The sequence below is a fragment of the Streptomyces sp. NPDC003032 genome, from assembly GCF_053591415.1.
In genome coordinates this window covers 48,392-69,193 of record NZ_JBSFTT010000027.1, presented here as the reverse complement: position 1 = coordinate 69,193, position 20,802 = coordinate 48,392, and the positions used below count along the sequence as shown (strand labels likewise).

12 protein-coding genes and 3 pseudogenes are annotated in these 20,802 nt (G+C 70.6%); 9 read left to right on the top strand and 6 right to left on the bottom strand.

Annotated elements, in window-relative coordinates:
• Positions 1-79: 79 nt before the first annotated feature.
• Complete coding sequence (locus ACWDZ7_RS31075; protein WP_451801593.1) at positions 80-760, top strand: GntR family transcriptional regulator; 681 nt, start codon at positions 80-82, stop codon at positions 758-760.
• Positions 761-809: 49 nt separating this feature from the next.
• Here ACWDZ7_RS31075 and ACWDZ7_RS31070 read toward each other — a convergent pair.
• Together ACWDZ7_RS31070 and ACWDZ7_RS31065 are read right to left on the bottom strand one after the other, a co-directional pair.
• Positions 810-1,306 (bottom strand): annotated as a pseudogene (locus ACWDZ7_RS31070) (winged helix-turn-helix transcriptional regulator); the annotation flags it as partial.
• Between the two features lie 276 nt (positions 1,307-1,582).
• Positions 1,583-1,792 (bottom strand): annotated as a pseudogene (locus ACWDZ7_RS31065) (IS630 family transposase); the annotation flags it as partial.
• Between the two features lie 184 nt (positions 1,793-1,976).
• Between ACWDZ7_RS31065 and ACWDZ7_RS31060 the strand changes: the two are divergent.
• Together ACWDZ7_RS31060 and ACWDZ7_RS31055 are read left to right on the top strand one after the other, a co-directional pair.
• Positions 1,977-2,149, top strand: a pseudogene (locus ACWDZ7_RS31060) (VOC family protein); the annotation flags it as partial.
• Positions 2,150-2,253: 104 nt separating this feature from the next.
• Positions 2,254-2,685 carry a hypothetical protein gene (locus tag ACWDZ7_RS31055; protein ID WP_451801592.1) on the top strand — a complete coding sequence of 144 codons (432 nt, stop codon included), beginning with the start codon at positions 2,254-2,256 and terminating at the stop codon, positions 2,683-2,685.
• 44 nt (positions 2,686-2,729) lie between these two features.
• Here the strand turns inward: ACWDZ7_RS31055 and ACWDZ7_RS31050 are convergent, their stop codons facing one another.
• The 4 genes from ACWDZ7_RS31050 to ACWDZ7_RS31035 all read right to left on the bottom strand — a co-directional run bounded on the left by ACWDZ7_RS31050 (position 2,730) and on the right by ACWDZ7_RS31035 (position 6,239).
• Positions 2,730-4,148: an oxygenase MpaB family protein gene (locus tag ACWDZ7_RS31050; protein ID WP_451801665.1), complete on the bottom strand. Its 1,419-nt coding sequence runs from the start codon at positions 4,146-4,148 to the stop codon at positions 2,730-2,732.
• A 98-nt stretch (positions 4,149-4,246) separates the two neighbouring features.
• Complete coding sequence (gene uppS, locus ACWDZ7_RS31045) at positions 4,247-5,014, bottom strand: polyprenyl diphosphate synthase (RefSeq protein ID WP_451801663.1); 768 nt, start codon at positions 5,012-5,014, stop codon at positions 4,247-4,249.
• Positions 5,015-5,174: 160 nt separating this feature from the next.
• Positions 5,175-5,882, bottom strand: a complete 708-nt coding sequence (locus ACWDZ7_RS31040; RefSeq protein WP_451801590.1) for a hypothetical protein — start codon at positions 5,880-5,882, stop codon at positions 5,175-5,177.
• A gap of 30 nt (positions 5,883-5,912) precedes the next feature.
• Positions 5,913-6,239 (bottom strand): hypothetical protein, encoded by a 327-nt coding sequence (locus ACWDZ7_RS31035; protein WP_451801589.1) that lies wholly within the window; start codon positions 6,237-6,239, stop codon positions 5,913-5,915.
• 808 nt (positions 6,240-7,047) lie between these two features.
• Here ACWDZ7_RS31035 and ACWDZ7_RS31030 point away from each other — a divergent pair.
• The 6 genes from ACWDZ7_RS31030 to ACWDZ7_RS31005 all read left to right on the top strand — a co-directional run bounded on the left by ACWDZ7_RS31030 (position 7,048) and on the right by ACWDZ7_RS31005 (position 20,788).
• Complete coding sequence (locus tag ACWDZ7_RS31030; RefSeq protein ID WP_451801588.1) at positions 7,048-7,959, top strand: alpha/beta hydrolase family protein; 912 nt, start codon at positions 7,048-7,050, stop codon at positions 7,957-7,959.
• Between the two features lie 93 nt (positions 7,960-8,052).
• Positions 8,053-9,627: an alpha/beta fold hydrolase gene (locus tag ACWDZ7_RS31025; RefSeq protein ID WP_451801586.1), complete on the top strand. Its 1,575-nt coding sequence runs from the start codon at positions 8,053-8,055 to the stop codon at positions 9,625-9,627.
• The gene (locus tag ACWDZ7_RS31020) at positions 9,624-10,985 is read left to right on the top strand and encodes an MFS transporter (RefSeq protein ID WP_451801584.1); all 1,362 of its coding nucleotides are present in this window, start codon (positions 9,624-9,626) and stop codon (positions 10,983-10,985) included. The genes ACWDZ7_RS31025 and ACWDZ7_RS31020 overlap by 4 nt, the downstream gene beginning before the upstream one ends.
• A 53-nt stretch (positions 10,986-11,038) precedes the next feature.
• Positions 11,039-12,775, top strand: a complete 1,737-nt coding sequence (locus tag ACWDZ7_RS31015) for a fatty acyl-AMP ligase (protein WP_451801582.1) — start codon at positions 11,039-11,041, stop codon at positions 12,773-12,775.
• Positions 12,772-19,215 carry an SDR family NAD(P)-dependent oxidoreductase gene (locus tag ACWDZ7_RS31010; RefSeq protein ID WP_451801580.1) on the top strand — a complete coding sequence of 2,148 codons (6,444 nt, stop codon included), beginning with the start codon at positions 12,772-12,774 and terminating at the stop codon, positions 19,213-19,215. Before ACWDZ7_RS31015 ends, ACWDZ7_RS31010 begins: the two co-directional genes overlap by 4 nt.
• Positions 19,208-20,788, top strand: a complete 1,581-nt coding sequence (locus ACWDZ7_RS31005) for an acyl-CoA carboxylase subunit beta (RefSeq protein ID WP_451801579.1) — start codon at positions 19,208-19,210, stop codon at positions 20,786-20,788. The genes ACWDZ7_RS31010 and ACWDZ7_RS31005 overlap by 8 nt, the downstream gene beginning before the upstream one ends.
• Positions 20,789-20,802: the final 14 nt, after the last annotated feature.

The window sequence follows — 20,802 nt, the reverse complement described above, 5'->3', positions numbered from 1 at the left end:
CAATCCTATAGCGGTGCATGAGAATATGTGATCGCGAAGAGAGGGGCCGCGCTACCATCGGGCGACAAAGGAGGCTCGCATGGTTACGCGCCCGTCGGGTCGGCTCCCCCTGGCCGATCAGATGTATGAGGTGCTGCTCGGGCAGTTCATGGATGGACTGTGGTCGCCCGGCCAGTCGCTCAACATCGGTGCGCTGACCCGCGAGTTGAACGTCAGCCAGACCCCCCTGCGCGAAGCGCTCGCCCGGCTTGAACACACCGGTCTGGTACGTCGCGAGGCCCTCAAGGGCTACCGGGTGGCCCCTCTTTTCAGCGAGACCGAACTGGTCAAGCTGATGGATGCGCGCCTGGTGCTTGAGCCGACCCTCACGTACGAGGCGGGCCGCCGCACCACCCCCGAATTCCTCCAAGATCTCGCGGGCAGCATCGCCGACCTGCGGCGCTGCGCGGAGGGGGGCGGATCCAAGTCCGTCCGCGCCTACCTGTCGGCCGACGAGCGCTTCCACTTCCTGATCGCCGAGCAGTCGGCCAACCCCTTCCTGGCGTCGGCCTACCGCTCGCTCGGCGGGCATGTGCAGCGCTTCCGCCTCTTCACCGAGCTGGGCTCCTCCGACGCGGCGTCACCCGCGCACGACCACACCGCTGTATACGAAGCACTGGCCGCCGGGGACGCGGCAGGTGCCGCCGGCCGGATGCGGCAGCATCTGGAGAACGCGAAGGCGCGTGCGCTGAAGGACCGTCAGGCAGTCCAGGCGAACTGACTCAGGTGTGGCCGCGCAGTGGCCTGATGACGCGCACCGCTGTGATCGGTCACGTCGCCCCCAGCACCTTCGCCAGAACCCCCTCACCCCCAGCTCGATCCAGCCCGCCCGTACCTCCTCGCCCACTGTCTGCGCGCCCTCGCTCACCTCGACGCACGTCTCCGCGTCCAGCGTGAGCAGCGCGTCGGGGGCCTGTGGCGCGGGGCCGTCGCCGTATGCCTCCGTCGCGCCTCCGACATGTACGGGGAACTCCCCTTCGGGGAGGCGGACCTGCACCACTCCTTCGGCGCCGAGCCCTGCCAGGGACCGCAGCAGCGGCAGCGCGAACCAGTGCGCGCGCGCCGCGTCAGTGGGCCTGCGCTCCGCCAGGGCGGGGGCGCCCCAGGCGGCGAGGGCCTGGAGGACGGGCAGCAACGCGCGGCCCCGGCCGGTGACTTCGTAGACGTACGCGGCGGAGGGCGGTGCCAGGCGGCGGCGCGTGGTCAGGCCCTGCTGCTCCATGTCCTTCAGGCGGGATGCGAGGACGTCCGTGCTGACGCCGGGCAGGACCCGGGCTGCGCGGCTGACCCGCACGCAGTCGGAGGCCGCGCTCAAACGGGCCGGCCGCAAGCGGGGCATCGCGGCCGAGGCCGATGCTGTCGGGGTGGCATATCAACCTTCTCCTTCGGTTGCCGGCTCCTCCCTTCCTCCTTTGTCGCGGCCTCAGTTGGCGCAGGCGCGTTGTGTTCGGGCAGTCGAGTTGTTCGAGGGCGGCGGCTCGAATGCGGAGATCTCCAGGGCGGTGGGGGTGTGTGCCGATGGTCCGGGCCGCTTTGGAGACTTCCGTCCGATCAACACCCGGATTCTCGCCATCGTCCAGCGCTGATCCTCCCAGCCATGCACGGCCGGACCCCGCGCCGGCTCCGCGTCCAGCTCCGTGAATTGACCATCGGACAACTTCGGCAACTTCGGCGGTCCCAAGGACGCCAGGGCATCCATACCGCCCGCTCGCCAGGCACATCGCCAGCGCTCCACCGACCGCTCGGCGGTCAGCCCGCCACCCTGCGCATACCGCGTACCACCGGCCTACCGCAAGGATCACCATCCGTCACCCTTCCCGACAACACCCCGAGAGATCAGTAATGCCGTTCGTCAAGGCGCAGGGCACGCGCGAGGTGGCGGGCAGGAGGTGTCGTAGGTGCGCGGTACAGTCCGTTCCTCCGACTGGGGAGGGCTCATGGCGACCAAGTGGAGCTTGACGATCGACTGCGCGTACCCGGCGAAGCTGGCCGCGTTCTGGGCGCTGGCGTTGGGCTATGTGGAGCAGCCCGCGCCCGCAGGGTTCGGTAGCTGGGAGGAGTGGTCTCGCATCATGGGGTTCCGGAGGACGAGTGGGATGACGGGGCGTACTGTTGGCGCTCTGGTCGAGGGGTCTGGAAGTTGCGATCACGCTTCTGGTCATCGACAACGGTGACGTAGTCCGCAAACAGTCCCTGCGAAATATGAACTTGCGGGTGACCCATCTCGACGCGCTGTCCAATGGCCGACTCGTTGTGCACGGGTACAGCGGCGCTGGAGACCAGAACGCGCAGATAAACGCGCAGATATACGGGATGGACGGGCAACGCCGCCGCAGCTTCGCGATGGGGCGTGCGGTCGAGTGCCTGATGGCAGACCGGCGGCACCATGTATGGAGTGCCTACTTCGACGAAGGCGTCTACATCGACCCGATCAGCGCCGCCGGCCTGGTGCGCTGGGACAGCGGCGGTAACCACCAATGCGGGTACACGCCTCCCAAGGGCGTCGAGCCCGGAGAGTCCGGCAGCGCCGTGTGTAAGCCTCGGGGTGTGGCAGTGGTCCATTTGCCGGGTGGTGGCCCGGTCGGGGGTCCAGAGGTGGGGGCCGCCGTGGTCGCGCAGGAATCCCAGGGCTCTGGTCGCCGCTGATTACGTCCTGCACGGCGTGTTGCCCACTTCGCTGACGTGGGGGCTCACGCGTCACTGAGCAGCGGGTTGTAAGGGCTTGAGCGTTGGCGGCCCGTCATGAAGGAGAGGAAGTCCTTTACGAACGCGCTGCGGGAGTATGTGGTGTCGGTGCCGACGGTGCCGACGGTGTCGCGTTGGAATCCTGTCCGGAACAGGGCCCGGTATTCGTCCGCGTCGATGGACTGGTTGCCGTCGGTGTCGGTGGCTTCGAAGAGGACCTCGGCGACCCGGATGAGGGCGGGTCCGGCGAGGGTGGGCACGCCTGCGGCGTATTCCTCTTTGCTGATGCGGCCGTCGCCATCGACGTCGAGCGCTGTCTGGAGTTCGCGCCACCAGTCGGCGTAGGCGTTGTAGAGCTTGGTCTCCTGCGGTTCGTCCAGGTCGAGTCGGCCGGACAGTTCCCGGGCCATGGCGGCGAGGTCGGGCCACTCCAGGTAGCCGTCGCCGGTCTGGTCGAGCACGGCGTGGAAGAACTCCTCCGCACTGCGCTGCGGCACGGTCGCCCGGGTGGGTGCGGGGTGCTCGGAGAGGGGCGTGATGAGTCGGAGGAGGGCGCCGGCTCGTTTCATTCCTTCGCGCACTGCTGTGATGGTTTTGGCGCGGGGGTCGTCGCTGTCGGGGGTAAGGGTGAGCAGACTGGCGAGTCCTTCGGCCTGGATCCAGCTGTCGGGCAGAAAGCGTGTCAGGCCGATGGTGAGGTAGGCGCTTTGCGTGAGTGTCTGAGCGCCGGGGATCTCGGGAAGCCCTGCGCGTCGGCGGAAGGGTTCGGGGAGGGATGCCACGGTGATGGCGCCGATGACGGGCCCGGCGAGTGCCCGGCCGGCCGCCCACACGGTGGGCACACCTTGCAGCACCGGTGGGGCGGGGAGGTGGTCGAAGAGCTTGTAGAGGATGATGCGCAGCGCCTCGGTGTTCTCCAGCTCCTCCTTGACGACATGGTCGAAGTACTCCCAGAACTCGTGCAGGGTTGACGGGAGGTGGCCGGACTGGTCGCCCATGGCTGCGAGGAAGGCCTGGAACTCGGCGTACAGCTTTTCCATGGTGGCCTGTTCGAGGGGCTGGCCGCTCAGCCGGCACATGGTGACGGCGCTTTCGAACAGGGTGGCCACGACCCAGGCGCGGGCCCCCGGGTCCATCGCGTCGTAGGGCCGCCTCTTCGCGTCGGTGCCGCTGAGCCGGGCGTGCATGCGGTTGAGACGCGCCGCTTCCCGCTGCCGTGTGTGATCGTCGGCGCCGAACATGCGCTGCATGCTCAGGAAGGTGTTGCTCAGCCGCCGCCACGGGTGGGCCACGAACGTCGAGTTCCCGATCAGGGCGGCGCCGATCTGCGGGTGAGCGGCCTCCAGCACGGTCGCCCGGACCATGGCCAAGGCCCAGCGCGGATCGTTGAAAAACTGGTTGAACTGCGAACCGGGACCGAACAGAGGATCGGAGAGTGCATCGAAGCCCGGCTGCGGGGAGTCTTCGCCACGATCAGGGGCGCCGGGGGCAGTGTCCTCGGGGTGACTGCTGGCTGTGTCGGTCACGGTGGTGGTGCTCCGTTCGTGTTCGGCGCCGCGCCGCCGAAGCGGCGATCGCGTTGCTGGTAGGTGTGCAGGCACTGCACGAAGTGCGTCGCGCGGAAGTCGGGCCAGAGCACCGGCGGAAAGATCCATTCGGCGTAGGCGACTTGCCAGAGCATGAAGTTGGAGATGCGCTGTTCACCGGAGGTCCGGATGACGAGATCCACATCGGGCGTGTCGGGGAAGGGGAGATGCGCGGCGAAGTTCTGCTCGGTCACGGCATCGGCAGGCATTCCGCTGCGGATCAGGGAGCGTGCCGCTTCCACGATGTCTCCGCGTCCGCCGTGATCGAACGCCACCGTCAGCGTCATGCCGCGGTTCCTGCCGGTCAGCGTCATCAAGTCGTCGAAGTCCTGGGCCAGTCCTGCCGGAATCCTGGAGTCGGTTACGCCGAGGAACCGGCAGCGGATACCCCGCGCGTGCAGCAAAGGAGCCTGCTTGCGCACCACACGGCGCACCAATTGCATGAGGAAATCGACCTCATCACCCGGACGTTGCCAGTTCTCGGTGGAGAACGCGTACAGGCTCAGCCACTCCACCCCGGCCGCCCGTGCCGCCTCGATGACATCGATCACCGTCGCCTCCGCCGCCCGATGACCTGACGTACGCGGCAGTGACCGCTGTGCCGCCCACCGACCGTTCCCATCCATCACGCACGCGACATGCCGCGGCACCCGCTCCTGCCGGCCTTCACCGACCGGACTGCGGGAAGAGGCGGGGGCCGACAGGGAAGCAGAACTGTCAATGGCTCGGTCAACCGTCACGCATGTCCCTCACGACTGTCACAACCCGATCTCCCTGACCCCGGAGGCCACGCGGCATCGCCGCGACAGGCCACCGCCCCGCTGTGCTCGACCCCCGCCTACCGGCCGGCGGGCATGGATGGGATCACCGCGGGAGCCGCTCCATGATCCATTCGCACAGTTCGGCGGTGATCCGGGTGTGGGCGGTGGTGGTGGAGGAGCACCGGTACTCGTCCAGCTCGCTCTCCTCCGGGGAAAGCCCGTCGATCTTGACGTAGAGGTTTTCCTGGCTGTCGATGTCGCGGACGGCGACGGCGCTGACCGAGGGGACGAAACAGACGGCGGGGTCCCGCAGGTCGGTCTTGCCGCCCTTGTCCCGCAGCGCCTTGGCGATGATCTGGTACGAGTCGAGAGTGCCGCCGGGAGCGCCGTCGAGCTCGGGCAAGCCGCTGGTCTTGACGGTCTTCGAAGCGGGCGGCAGCAGTCGCCTCAGCTCGGCAACCGTGACGTTGGCGCCGACGGCCTGGGTGTGGAAGGTGGAGCCGGGGAAGGCGATGGCACCGGTGCTCTTCAGTGCCATCTCGCCGGGCGGGGCATCGAGGCCGGTGCCGTCGCCGGTACCGTTGGCGACAGCGGCCTTGCGAGGACGCGTAGGCCGGCCGCCGACTCTTTCCAGATCCGCCAGGAACTGGGTGCGCATCGGGTCCTGCCGGACGGAGCCGTCCGCGCTGTTGTAGTGCCGCGCCAGCATCTGCCGCGAGGCCGGGCTGTTGATCTGCTTGGCGAAGGCGTTCTCCTTCCCCGGCAGTGTGGGAATGAAGTGGGCGAACGCCTGGATCCCGATGGGGATCACGCGGCCGCGGTGCGGGGTGTCGTAGGAGAATTACAGCTCTGTCTCGTGGTCCATGCGCTGTTGCTCGAGTGCTGCCAGGGCGTAGCGGGTGATCAGGCCGCCCATGCTGAAGCCGCCGACAGCCAGCGGAGTGTTGTCGATGCGCTCGGAGATGGTACGCGGGATGGCTTCCTGCGCGGCCTTGGCGTTGCTGGGGATGGAGGCGGTGCGCTCCTGGAAGCCGAGCAGGATGACGGTTCTCTGCTGTTGGCGCGGCTTGGTGATCAGTGGGTAGTCCCGGTCGAGTCCCACGTACAGTACGGCCAGGTCGCTCTTGCCCAGGTTGAACGCGTCGGCGATGATGACCGGCCGTTCCACACCACGTGAGCCTTCGCCGTAGTGGACCCGGGCAAACCCGCCGGGCAGAATCCCACTTCTGATCCGGTTCCAGCACTGGGTACGGCAACGGAGACACAGACGTGATCGGATCCCCGAGGGCCAGCTCGCCGAGCTCCTGCTCGTTGCTCTGCTCTGCGGTCAAAGCCACTCCCTCGCTCGCACGCACATGCAGCGCCTTCAACGAAGCGAGGGCGCTACAGACGGGCTGGTTGGGCCATATATCCCAACGCCATCCTTCATCTTGTTCAGTGTCAGGCCGGAGAATTACCGCATCTTTCACCTGTAGAGGTGGTATTGGCCTGGAAAGGTTTATTCCGATCCCAGCCACTGGCCCCAAGATGGCCGAACTCGCGGGGGGAGAACGCCGACGGCGTCCTGACACCCCCCTACGCCAACCACCGGCACCTCACCGAGGTGCTGCTTCCCGCAGTTGAACGCGGCCGTGCCCGCGCCCAGCGTGCCGACGCGACGGATGCTGGAGCGCGTCACCGGCCGCGTGCGTAGGGCCAGGGATGTGACGACGTACGAGACCAGCCAGTCCTGGTCGGCCGTTCACGCCCGTCTGCGCGCAGCCAGGTGCTCGGCTACGGCCGATGAGGCGCGTTTACTGACAGTGATGCCCAAGTACGCACGGTGGTTCGGTCGGGTAAGACGCTCACGAGCGTGACAGTCCGCTCCGGTGGTCGTGGCACTGGTCGGCGATCTTTTCCGAGCTCCGTTCTCATCGCCGTAACGGTCACTTAATTTGCGAACTCCACATTTTCCGCCGAGCGTTGAGGAGTTCGACGTGCGCCGTAGAGTCGTTTCGAGACTTGCGGTCTTTGCCGCCGCAGCGGCGGCGAGTGCCGCCACGCTGGTCGGCCCGCAGGCTCTCGCCACCGAGAACGTGTCGGCCGCGAGTATCTCCGCGAGTGTCTCCGCGCGTGATTTCGCCAAGGGGCCCGACCCGACCGAGCAGTCGGTGCGGGCCGAGCGGGGGCCGTTCGCCACGGCCACGACGGTCGTGCAGGGGGAGTTCGGCCGTGGCTTCAACAAGGGCACGCTGCACTACCCGACCGACACCAGCCAGGGCACCTTCGGGGCGGTCGCGGTGATTCCAGGTTTCATGGAGCCGGAGTTCACCCAGATCTGGTACGGGTCGACGCTGGCCTCTCACGGGTTCGTGGTCCTCACCCTGGAACCCATCGTGGTCAGCGACTTCCCTGACCCTCGTGGTGACCAACTGCTCGCGGCGCTGGACTGGATGGTGGAGTCTTCGCCCGTCCGCGGCCGGATCGACCCCGACCGGACCGCCGTGATGGGCCACTCGATGGGTGGCGGCGGCACGCTTGCCGCGGCGAACAAGCGGCCATCGCTGAAGGCGGCGATTCCACTGGCGCCGTGGCACACCACCAAGGAGTTCCCGAACGTGCGGGCGGAGACGCTGATCATCGGCGCCGACGGTGACGCGATCGCCTCGCCGGCGGGTCACGCCGAGCCGATGTACCAGAACCTGAGGAGCCCGGCCGAGAAGGCGTACCTGGAGCTGCGCAACGCGGATCACTTCACGACCAATTCCTACACCCCGACGGTGACGCGGTTCGTGGTGTCGTGGCTGAAGCGATTCGTCGACGAGGACACCCGATACGCCCGGTTCCTCTGTCCGCCGCCCGCGCCGGACCCCACGTTCGTCGAGTACCGCAACACCTGCCCGGTCTGACCGGAGCCGTTGGCCGGGGCGCCGCGCGCGTCCCGGCCGACGGACCGGCCGGCTACCAACTGTGCGCGTTCCCGGAAGAGGTGGCAAAGGTAAATGCGGCGGCTCTTCGTGCTGTTTCTCCTGCCTGTCCTCGTGGCCGTCAACACTTCACTGGGAGTTCCCGTCGCGAGGGCGGAAGGCGGCTTCGACACTCGTGTGGTGGGCGTCCCCGGGCATAAGGGCGTGACGCTGCGCTCCGTCGTAGTGCAGCCGCGGTCGCGGGGGCCGCACCCGCTGGTCCTGATCCCGTCGCCCTGGGGTGGCAACGCGCTGTACGGCATGCAGGTCGCAGCCAGGCTGGCCGAGCGCGGGTACGTCGCGATCTCCTACTCCGAGCGAGGCTTCGGCGGCTCGACCGGCCGTGTGGAGGTCGCCGGTTCCGGGGATGTCGCTGATCTGTCCGCGGTCATCGACTGGGCGCTGGGCGCCACCACCGCCGACCCTGAGCGCATCGGCGTGGTGGGCACTTCCTACGGTGGTGGTGTCTCCCTGCTCGGTGCCGCGGCCGACCCGCGGATCGACGCGGTCGCCGCCCTCAGCGGCTGGTCGGACCTCTTGTCCTCACTGATCCTCGGTGACACCCGCGCCCGTATGGTCGGCCTGGCCCTGTACCAGTCCGGGATCAGCAACGGCAGTCTGACCGCCGACGCCGACCGGATGTTGCGCGGATTCATCGATCCCGGCCTCGTGCCGGAGGAGGAGCTGATGCGCTGGGCGCAGGAGCGCTCCCCGATCGGCGTGGTCGACCGCGTCAACGACAACGGCACGGCCGTTCTGCTCGGACAGGCGTGGAGCGAGACGGTGTTCCCACCCGGTCCGCTACTGGATCTCTTCGATGCCTTGAGCGGGCCCAAGCGGATCGAGCTGCAGCCCGGCGACCATGCCTCCGTGGAGGTTCCCGGCCTGTTGGGGCTGGACTCGGTGATCTGGGACTCGGTGTACCACTGGTTCGACGCGCACGTCGCGGGCACCGGCCCGGGGCCGCGCCAAGGGGTCGTCATGCGTCCGCGACCCGGCCCGGAGCGGGCCGAGGAACACTACCCGGACCGGGCGTCGGCGACCCTGCCCGCGCGGGAGCTGCACCTCGGCGGCGGGAACGACGGTGTCCTCGCCGCCCGGCCGGCCGCCGGACCGGCGCACACCATCGACCTGGGCCGCGACACGATGGCCGCGGTCGGCGTCCCCTTGGCGACGTATTCGCTGGAGGCTCTCACGGGCGATCCGCCGACCACCCTGTTGCCGCTGGTGGACCGCTCGGCCGCCGGGGTGTGGCACGGCTCCGCCGCCATGACGGCCACCCGGCTACGCGGCGCACCGCGGCTCTCCCTCGACGTGGTGCCCAGTGCGGGCCAAGGCACACTGGTCGCCTACCTGATGGCCGTGGACGGCAATGGTGTCGGCCGCATGATCGGGCATGCCCCGGCCAGCTGGGAGGGCGCCACCGCGGGCGCGCGCCGGACCGTGGACTTCCGCTTTCAGCCGACCGCGTACGACATCCCTGCGGGTGACCGGATCGCCCTGATCGTCGACGGCCAGGATCTGCTGTACGCCGACCTGAACAACCGGTCCGGTTCGCTCACCTTCCCCGCGGGTTCCCCGGGCTCGCTGGCCCTTCCGGTGTCGCCATGACCGCCCGACTGTCCCGTGCTCGCCCGTCCTCCAGCCGCCCGCTGGCCGTCATCGCGCTGGTCGCGTTCGTGGCCACCGCCGACAACACGCTGCTCGTAGCGGCCCTGGCATCCATTCAGGCCGAACTCGGTCTGGGGATCGCCGGCGCACAGTGGCTCGGCATCGCCTACATGCTGACCTTCGCCGGACTGCTTCCGGCTACGGGAGCGCTGCTCGACCGCTGGGGACCGGCAGGACTGCGGGCAGGGCTGGTTCTCTTCGCCTCGGCGTCGCTGGCCGCGGCGCTGGCGTCCGACGCTGCCATCCTCATGGCCGCACGGGTGGGGCAGGGCGTGGGTGCCGCGGTCGTGGTTCCCGGCGCTCTGCGTCTGCTGCGTACTCAACTGCCGGCACCTCACCGCGCTTTGGGTGCCGCGGTCTGGACCGCGGCCCTGGCCGCGGCACTTGCCCTGGGGCCGTGGCTCGGCGGTGTGCTCACCCAGCACGGCCACTGGTCATGGATCTTCCTGGCCCACCTGCCGCCGCTGGCCGCCGCGGCGATTCTGCTCGGCAGGCCGGCGCACGACAGGCCCGAGCAGGCCTACACTCCGATCCCCGTCGGTCCCGCGCTGCTCGCGGTCGCCGCGAGCACGGCGCTGATGGCAGGCATCGTGGGACTTGGACACGGCTGGTCCTGGCTGCCGGCGACAGTAGGCGTGGCCGCGCTGACGATGCTGGTGCGCCACGACCTGCGCAGCGCGACGCCACTGATCCCTCGCAGGATCGTACGGAACCGGGCCGTGCTCGGTTCGGTCGCGGTCCTGCTGCCCTGGGGGATCGGAGTCAGCGGGGCCGTCTACTTCACCCCGATGGCCCATCAGGGCGCGCTCGCACAAGGGCCCGTGGCGGCGGCTCTGCCGCTGGTCGTCATCGCGATCGCGGTGGTCGTCGCCGCGCCTGCCGTGGCGCCGACGACAAGGCGGTTCGGGGTGCGTGCGACGGTCGTGGCGGGCTGCCTGGCGGGTGGCTGCGGGTTCCTGGCGCTCGCGGGCACGGCCCATGCGCCCGACCTGCTGTCGCGGGTGCCCGGCATGGTGCTGCTGGGCGTCGGAGCAGCCTGCACCGCGCCGCTGACGGCACACCCGCTCGACACCGTCGCCGAACGGGACTCCGGCACGGTCGCGGCACTGCTCACCGCGGCAAGCGAGGTGGCCGCCGCGCTGGGTGTCGCCCTGCTCGGCCTGGTGCTGGCCCGCAACGCGGCGGCGGGTCCCGCGAACGGCTACGCCACGGCGCTGGTCGTCGCGGCCGGACTCCAGGCCGTCGCCGCGACCGCCGCGGTGGCGCTGCTGCGTCCGCCGAGGCAGGTGCCCGCGTGACCGCCCACGACCGCGTTCCTCGCTCTGTCCCTTCCACCATTGCTGAGAGTCCGATGAAGCTGCAACGAGCCGAACTCACCACCACCGCCGACTCCGACGCCCCGGTCCTGGAGCCGCTGTCCGGCCTGCTCCGCCGTTCTGCCCAATCGCGCGGTGACGAACCCGCTGTCACCTACCTCGATCACTCCCGAGTCCGCGACGGCGTAGCTGTCACCGTGACCTGGAGAGAGCTTGACGCACGGGTCGACGCCGTGGCCGCGTGGATCCGGCCCCGGGCGTCCGCGGGGGACCGGGTCGCCGTGATGTGCGCCCAGTCGATCGACTATCTCGCGTCGTTCCTCGGGGTGATCCGTGCCGGGCTGATCGCAGTGCCGCTCTTCCCTCCCGGTGACGCCCGGCAGTGGCCGAGGTTGTCCGCCGTACTCGCCGACTGTGCGCCGAGCCTGCTGCTCACCACCTGGCGTGAGGTCCACGCCGTGCAGGAGTTCGCGGGCACCGAGGGTCTGTCCGACGCCGGAGTGGTCGCGGTCGACGCTCTGCCCGCCCCCGGTGAGCGGTTCGCCGAACGCGCATGGACCGACCCCGACGACGTCGCCTACCTGCAGTACACCTCCGGGTCCACCCGGGCCCCGGCCGGCGTCATGGTGAGCCACCGCAACGTCCTTGTGAACTCCCGGCAGGTCGTCGACGCCTTCGGCATGCGGTCCGGGCACACCGTGAACGTCTCCTGGCTGCCGCTGTTCCACGACATGGGACTGGTCGTCGGGCTCACCGCCCCCGTGGTGTCGGCGACCCGGTCGGTGCTGATGGATCCGGTGGCGTTCCTGGCCGACCCGGGCCGGTGGCTGCGCGCGATGTCGGCCAATCCGGGCGCGATCACCGCTGCTCCGAGCTTCGCCTACGCCTATGCCGCGACGCGTGTCGCCGAGCCTGATCGCGTGCTGCTGAATCTCGGCCATGTCGTCGCGCTGGTCGACGGCAGCGAGCCGGTCCTGCCCGCGAACATCGAGCTGTTCCGGGAGTCGTTCGCCGACTGCGGCCTGCCGCCCCAGGCTCACCGCCCCGCCTATGGGCTGGCCGAGGCGACCGTACTGGTGTCTGCCTCCCCCGCCGGGGAAGGACCGCGGGTCATCCGCCTCGACCGCGACGCCCTCGCGGCTGGACGCGCCGTCGAACCGGTAGGAAAGACGGCGGTGGCCATGCTGGTCAGCTGCGGGTTGCCTGCCGACCAACGGATACGGATCACCGACCCGGCCACGGCCGCGCCGCTGGCAGAGGGCCGCGTGGGAGAGATCTGGGTCAGCGGCGAGAACGTGGGCCTGGGCTATTGGGGCAGGCCGCGGGAGACAGCGGCCGTCTTCGTCGAGGACGGGGAGAGCCGCTGGCTGCGCACCGGCGATCTCGGCGTGGTCGTCGACAGCCACCTCTACATCACCGGACGCATCAAGGACCTCGTGGTCATCGACGGACGCAACCACTACCCGCAGGACATGGAGATCACCGCCGAGCAGGCACACCCCGGCATACGCAGGCACGCGGTGGCCGCCTTCGGAGTCCCGACCGGCGACGGCGAACGCCTGGTCCTGCTGGCCGAGCGGGCCAGGGGCGTAGAGCCGGGCTCAGCCACCGACAGCGACATCATCACCGCGGTGCGGGCCGCGCTCGCCGACGTGCACGGCATCGGCCTGAACGACATGGTGCTGTTGGAGCCAGGGGAGTTGCCACGTACCTCCAGCGGCAAGATCAGCCGGTCCGGTGGCCGGGCACGCTACCTGGGGAGCGCGTCGTGACGGCCGCGCCGCGCGACGAGCGCGAGTGGCTGCTCTGGCTACGCAACCGCGTAGGCGCCGAGTTGGGTCACGAGCTGACCGACGCCGACCTGTCCCGCCCGCTGCGTGACTGCGGGCTGTCCTCGCGGCAGACAGTCGGCATCGCCGCCGCCATCGCCCGCCGGACCGGGCGCGACCTGCCCCCCACTCTGCTGTGGAGCGCGCCCACGGTCACCGACCTGGCGAAGGTGCTCGCCGACGCCGCCGGCCCGAAAGAAGGGGCTGAGGCTCGCGCGGCCGAGTTCCCGCCGATCGCGGTGGTGGGCCTGGCGTGCCGGGTTCCCGGCGCCGCCACGGCCGAGGAGTACTGGTCGCTCCTGCTCGAGAGCCGTGACGCGGTCGGCGAGGTCCCCGCACAGCGCTGGCCACAGGCAGACAACGACGTGCCGCGACAAGCAGGGGTGCTCGCCGACATCGCCTCGTTCGACGCCGAGTTCTTCGGGATCTCCTCCGAAGAGGCCGCGGTGATGGACCCGCAGCAGCGGCTGCTCCTGGAGGTCGCCTGGGAGGCCCTGGCCCACGCCGGAATCCCGCCGGGGCGACTGCGGGGCACGGACACAGGCGTCTATGTCGGATTGTCGGCCACCGAGTACTCGCTGCTCACCCTCGCCGACGCGACCAGGGTCGACGCGTGGTCGAGCCAGGGCGCGGCCGCCTCGATCACGGCCAACCGCCTGTCCTACGCCCTCGGCGTCCACGGCCCCAGCATGACCATCGACACCGCGTGCTCGTCGTCACTGGTGGCCGTGCATCAGGCGGCGCGCGCACTGGCACTCCACGAGGCCGACACCGCCCTGGCCTGCGGAGTCAACCTGCTGATCACACCAGGGGTGAGCGCGTCGTTCGCCGCCGCCGGTGCGTTGGCCCCGGACGGCCGGTGCAAACCGTTCGACGCCGCCGCGGACGGCATCGTCCGCGGCGAGGGCTGCGGTGTCGTCGTCCTCAAGCTGCTCGCCGACGCCCGCCGGGCGGGGGACCGGGTTCTCGCCGTGATCCGTGGCGGAGCCGTGAACTCCGACGGTCGCTCCAACGGACTGCCGGCCCCCAATCCGCTGGCTCAGCAGCGACTGCTGCGCCAGGCGTACGCCTCGGCCGGGGTCCCGCCGTCCACCGTCGACTACGTGGAAGCGCACGGGACCGGCACCCTGCTCGGCGATCCCATCGAGGCGACCGCCCTGTCGGCGGCCCTCGCCGCCGACCGCCCCGACGACCAACCGCTGCTCACCGGCTCGGTCAAGAGCAACATCGGCCACCTGGAGGGCGCCGCGGGCATCGCCGGCCTGATCAAGACCGTACTGGCCCTGTGCCACGGCAGCATCCCGGCCAGCCGCAACTACACCGAGCCCAACCCCCACATCGACATGTCGCGGCTGCGGGTCGTCACCGAGACCACCGCGTGGCCTCGCTACTCGGGCCATGCCCGCGCCGGAGTGTCCGCGTTCGGTTTCGGCGGCACGAACGCCCACCTTGTCGTCGAAGAATGGCCGCACGCCGCACCACCGGCCGGGCGAGCGCAGCGGCGTCCGGCGGTGATCGGCCTCGGGGCCCCGACCACCGACCGGCTCGCCCGCGACGCCCGAACGCTCGCCGACTGGCTGACCGAGCGGGATGTGAGGCCGGACCAGCTGGCCGCCGCGCTGGCCCACGGCCGCGACCACGGCACCTGCCGCGCGACGATCGTCGCCACTGAGCAATCCGATGTCCTGGCCGCCCTGAGAGCCCTCGCCTCGGGTCGCCCCCACGAACTGCTGGACACCGCGCGGCCCTCCCCTGTGCTTGACAAGGCACCGGTGTTCGTGTTCTCCGGCTACGGATCTCAGTGGCCGGCGATGGGCGCCAGATTCCTCGAGGAGGAACCGGAGTTCGCCCGCAAGGTCTCCGAACTGGACGACGACTACGCCGACCTGGCGGGATTCCTGCTCTCGGAAGCCCTGGGCGACAACGTGGGGGCCCAGGGCTTCCGGATTCACCAGCCCGCCCTGTTCGGCATGCAGCTCGCGCTGGCCGAGCTGTGGCGCGCCCACGGCGTGACCCCCGGCGCGGTGGTCGGACATTCCGTCGGTGAGATCGCCGCCGCCGTCGTGGCGGGGGCACTGACCGCCCGTGACGGCCTTCGGGTGGTGCTTGCCCGTTCCGCCCTGCTGGCCGGTGTCGAGGGCGCGGACACCGGGGCGATGGCCGTGGTCGAACTGACACCGGCCGAACTCGCCGAGCTGGGCGAGACCTTCCCCTCCGTCACCATCGCCGTCTACGCGTCCCCGGCACAGTGCACCGTCAGCGGGCCGCGCGAACAGGTCGCTGCCCTGGTCGCCCACGTCGACGCGCGCGGCGGCATGACTCGGACGCTGAACGTGGGCGGCGCCGGACACTCAGCGGCGGTGGACCCACTGCTGGGCCGGTTCCGCGCCGACCTCGGGGCGATCCACTCCGCCGCACCCACGATTCCCCTGTACTCCAGCGTCACCGACGACCCCCGCGGAGAGGCCGCCTTCGCCGCTGACTACTGGGCGGCCAACCTGCGCCGGCCGGTCCGGTTCACCCAGGCCGTCGCGGCCGCCCTCGACGACGGCCACCGGGGCTTCGTCGAGATATCCCCGCACCCCATCGCGACGATCGCCGTCGAGCAGACCGCTGCCGGCCGGGAGCCGGCCGCATACGCGCTGGCGACCGTACGCCGTGACCCGGACCGCTTGACAGGGGGATTCGCCGCCGCGGTGGCGCGAGCCCACGTCCTGGGCCACCCCGGCGCCCTGCTCGCCCGGCACCCCGACCGAGTGGTGCTCGACCTGCCCGCGCCGGGCTGGGAACACCGCAGACACTGGGTCACGCCCGCCCCGGCGAGCCGGCCCGCCGGCGGTCATCCCATGCTGGAGGCGGGGAACGAGCTACCTGACGGCGACGGGCACGTGTGGTTCGGCGACGTCGGCCTCGCCGACCACCCATGGCTGGCCGATCACACCGTCGACGGCGTACCGGTGCTGCCCGCAACCGCTCACATCGAGCTGATGCTCGCCGCCGGACGGTCGGTGCTCGGTCCTGTCGAGGTGCACGACTTGGTGCTGCACCGCATGCTTCCGCTGTCCGAGCGCGCACGGGTATGCCTGCGCGGGCGCCGGACCGGCACCGGACTGGCTGTGCGCGTGTACGGACCGGCGGGGGACCGGCACGTCCTGCTGGCCGAAGCCACCGCCGCGCCGGCCCGAGACAACCGGGCCGACGCCTTCGCCGTGCCCGACGGCGACCCGGTCGGCCTCTACCCGCGTCTCGACGGCGCCGGCCAGCACTACGGCCCGGCGTTCCGTGCGCTGCGTACGGCCACGGCCTCTGGAGGCACGGCCCAGGCCGACCTCGCCGTGCCCGAGCACCTGCGCATTCGCCGGTTCCACCTGCACCCCGCCCAGGCCGACGCATGCCTGCACGCGCTGGCCGCGGCGGTCGACGCCGATGAGGCCGCACACACGGTGTGGCTACCGGTCCGGTTCGGCAGGGTGCGCCTGATGGGTGACGCTGCCGCTGGGGTGCGGGTCCGGGCCAGGCTCACGCGGGCAGGAGAGGGGACCGTCCGCCGAGGAGACGTACAACTCCTCGACGCCCGTGATCAGGTGGTGGCGGCGTTTGAGGCCGTCGAATGCGCCCCCCTGCCCACAGGGGAAGTCCCCCTGGGCCTCGACCGGCTCGGCCACCACGCCGTCTGGACACCGCTGCCGCACGACGAGCCGCCGCGGCGGGCGGGCACTCACGTGTTGCTCGAGCACGGAGCTACGTGGACGGCCGAGCTCGCCCACGAGATCACCACGCGCGGGGGAGAGGTGCACCTGGCCCCGGCGCACGAAGCCGCCGCCCACGCCGCCGGCCGTGACAGCGTTGTCCTGGCCGTCGGCTCCTCTTCCGCACCCCTCGATCCGCGATCAGCCCGGACACTCGTCGCCTCTGTCGCGCGCATCGTCCGCGCCCTGGCCGACCTCGACGCTCCACCGCGGCTGTGGATGGTGACCCGGGGCGCGACCTCGACCACCGACGATCAGTCAGGGGACCCGGGTCGGGCGGCGCTGCGTGCGCTGGTCCGCGTACTCGCCTTCGAACACCCGGAACTGCGCGCCACCCTGGTGGACATCGACCCTGCGGCGCCCACCGGGCGGGCCGCCGCGGAGGCTGCCGCCGACATCGTCGCGTCCACGCCGGACGACGAGGTCGCATGGCGCGGCGGCGTACGGTACGTGCGCAGGCTGCGGGGCGGGGTGCCCGAGCCGGGCACCCCGCGCACACCTGTCGTACGGCCGGGCTCCTACCTGATCACCGGCGGCCTCACCGGCCTCGGCCTGGCCACCGCCGAGTGGCTGGCCGAGCGGGGCGCGACCCGGCTGGTGGTCGCCGGCCGCCGGCCCCCCTCGCCCGCCGCGGCCAAGAGCATCGGCCGGATGCGCTCGGTGGGCATCGAGGTGGCCGTGGTCACCGGAGACATCGCCGACCCCGACACCGCGCGCCGCATGGTCGCCGAAGGCAGTGCGGACGGTATCCCGGTCCGCGGCGTGGTCCATGCCGCAGGCGCCCTCGCGGACGCGGCCGTGGTTTCCCTGACCGACGACCGACTCGCCGCCGCCTGGCGCGCCAAGGCCGACGGCGCCCTGCGGCTGCACGAGGCGACAGAGGCACTCGGCCTGGACTGGTGGGTGGACTACTCATCGGCCGCGGCCCTCCTCGGTTCCCCGGGGCAGAGCGCCTACGCCACCGCGAACGCCTGGCTCGACGCCTTCGGTGCGCACCGGCGTGCACAGGGTCACCCGGTGGTGACCGTCCACTGGGGAGCCTGGTCCGGCATCGGTGCCGCCGCCGCGACGGCAGAGTCCGCGGCCGCTCGCCTCAGCCCCGACGAAGGGTTTGCCGCGCTCGGGGAGCTCCTGGCCGCGGGATTGCCCCAAGTCGGTGTGTTCCGGCTGGACATGACCGCCGTACGCGCCCTGTTCCCCGAAGCGGCGGACCGGGCCTACCTCGTGGAGCGGGCGGCACCGGCGCGCTCTTCGACGAGGCCGGTCGTCGACGACACGCCGGAGGCGATCACCGGTCATCTGCTCGCCGTGTTCGGCGAGCTGCTGCGCGTCGACGCGGCAGCACTGGATCCCGATGTGCCGCTGACGTCGCTGGGTCTTGACTCGCTCACCGCCATGCGGGCCCGCTCCACCGTCGAACGTGACATCGGGGTGCCACTGCCACTCCCGCTGCTGCTGCGTGGCGCCTCGACCGCCGAACTCGCTGCCGCACTGGCCGAGCGGCTCGCCACCAGCACGACAGCGGGGCCCCGGCAGCGGGCGAGCACCGAGAAGGCGCCGGGACCAGGACCGCGCGACACCGCTGAGCGCTGGGTCGCCCGGCACTGGCGTCGCGTACTCGGCGGCCACAGCCACACCGTCGACGTCACGCTGGACACCGCAGGTGCCGGGGAGTCGGATCTGACCCGCCTTGCGCAGGAGTTGACCGCCGGTCTGCCCGGCACCGGCCCGGTCCGGCTCACCGGCACGGACACGATCGCGGCCATCGCCGACCTCCTGCGCGACCGCATCGAGGGTGGCGCCGACGGTCCGGTACGCGTGCTCGCCGACCACGGACACGACCGCGCGCTGTTCCTGTTCCACCCTGCGGGCGGGCCCACAACGGTCTACCAGCCACTTGTCGAGCGGATCGGCCCGACGGCGAACTGCTACGGGCTGGAACGGCTCGACACCGTCGACGCCGTGGAGGACAAGGCGGCGGCCTACATCGACGTGATCCGCCGCCTGCGCCCGTACGGGCCCTACCGGCTCGGGGGATGGTCCTTCGGCGGCTGCCTGGCATACGAGGTCGCGCGGCAGCTGACCGCCGCGGGCGCCCAGGTCGACCTGTTGTTCCTGATCGACTCCATCCTCCCCCTGCCCACCGACGACATCGAGAAGGCACGCCTCGCCCGGGTCGCGCGGTTCGCCGAGCACATCGAGCACACCTACGGCGTGCCGCTCGGTCTGGACGTTCCCGTCAACGGCAACGGGACTGACCTCGACCTGTTCGACCAGGTCATGGCACGCATCCGCGAGCGCGTGCCGGAGATGGGACAGGCCGTCCTGCGCCACCAGTACACCTCCTACGTCGACGCGCGCATCGCCGAGGGCTACCGGCCGGAGCCGTACACGGGCCCGGTCCTGCTCTTCCGCGCCGCCGAACCGCACCCCCTCACCACCTCGCTGGACCCACGCTATCTGCGCACGGACACCGCCCTGGGCTGGGGCGCCACCTGCTCCGACCTCGAAGTCGTACACGTCCCCGGAGACCACATCTCCATGATCGATCCGCCCCACATCGACGTCGTCGCACAACGGCTGGCCTTCGAACTGGAGCGGAACACACGCGTCACAGGAGGCCACCGTGCATGACGGCAACCCCGACAGCACCTCCCTGGGTATCGCGGACCTGCTCGCACGCGACGAGGAGGTCCTGCGAGTCAATGAGAAGAACGCGGTCGAACGCCAGCACTCCAAGGGCAAGCTGACCGCGCGCGAGCGGATCGACCTGCTGGCCGACGCAGGCTCCTTCATCGAGTTCGACCGCTTCGCCCGGCACCGCTGCACCGACTTCGGCATGTCGGGCACCCGCCCCTACGGCGACGGCGTGGTGACCGGCCAAGCCACAGTGGGGGGACGCCCCATCTGCGTGTTCTCCCAGGACTTCAGCATCCTGGGCGGCAGCCTCGGCGAGGTCTTCGGCGAAAAGGTCATCAAGGTGATGGACCGGGCCCTCGACATCGGGTGCCCGATCGTGGGCATCAACGACTCCGGCGGGGCCCGCATACAAGAGGGAGTGGCGTCGCTGGCGTACTACGCCGAGATCGCCATGCGCAACGTCGCCGCTTCCGGCGTGGTGCCGCAGATCTCGCTGATCCTCGGGCCTTGCGCGGGCGGGGCGGTCTACACCCCGGCCCTCACCGACTTCACCGTGATGGCCGACGAGACGGCGCACATGTTCGTCACCGGACCCGACGTCATCGCCGCCGTCACCGGGGAACGCGTCAGCGCCGCCGACCTCGGCGGCGCCGCCGTCAACAGCACGGTGTCCGGCAACGCCCACTACCGAGCCGGCGACGAGCACGACGCCGTCGACTGGGTCCGGACCCTGCTGGGCTACCTCCCGGCCAACAATGTGGATCCCGCTCCCACTTACCAATCCGCCGCCGGCGACGAGCTGACTGTCACCGACCGGGCGCTGGACTCTCTTGTCCCCGGCGACCCCAACCAGTCGTACGACATGCGCAAACTCGTCGCCGTCCTCGCCGACGACCGCGAACTCCTCGAAGTGCACGACGGTTTCGCGCCCAACATGCTCTGCGCATTCGCCCGCATCGAGGGCGACACGGTCGGCGTCGTGGCAAATCAGCCCCGCCACATGGCCGGAGTCATCGACATCGACGCCTCCGAGAAGGCGGCCCGCTTCATCCGGTTCTGCGACGCCTTCGGTATCCCGCTGCTCACCCTGGCCGACGTCCCCGGTTACCTGCCCGGAGTGGCCCAGGAGCGGGCGGGTGTCATTCGACGCGGAGCGAAGCTCGTCTACGCATATGCGGAGGCGACCGTTCCGAAGGTGACCGTGGTGGTCCGCAAAGCCTATGGCGGCGGCTACGCGGTCATGGGCTCCAAACACCTCGGAGCCGACATCAACCTCGCCTGGCCAACGGCGGAGATCGCGGTCATGGGCGCCGAGGGCGCCATCGCCATCCTGCACCGCCGCACTCTGCGTGAGGCCGATGAAGGCGACCGTGACCAGGTCCGGCAAGCACTGGTGGACGACTACCGGGCCAGGGCGGCATCGCCGTACGCGGCGGCCGAGCGAGGCTACGTCGACCGCGTCATACGCCCGGCGACGACGCGCGTCGAGGTGGCGCGGGCGCTTCGCTCGCTCCGCTCGAAACGCAGACGGCTCCCCGAGCGCAAGCACGGGAACATCCCGCTGTGAGTCCCGCCCCCCAT

What these genes read in the sequence shown, in the direction of transcription:
- ACWDZ7_RS31025 (WP_451801586.1), top strand. Translation starts at nt 8,053, where the DNA reads ATGCGGCGGCTCTTCGTGCTGTTTCTCCTGCCTGTCCTCGTGGCCGTC.
- ACWDZ7_RS31020 (WP_451801584.1), top strand. Translation starts at nt 9,624, where the DNA reads ATGACCGCCCGACTGTCCCGTGCTCGCCCGTCCTCCAGCCGCCCGCTG.
- ACWDZ7_RS31015 (WP_451801582.1), top strand. Translation starts at nt 11,039, where the DNA reads ATGAAGCTGCAACGAGCCGAACTCACCACCACCGCCGACTCCGACGCC.
- ACWDZ7_RS31075 (WP_451801593.1), top strand. Translation starts at nt 80, where the DNA reads ATGGTTACGCGCCCGTCGGGTCGGCTCCCCCTGGCCGATCAGATGTAT.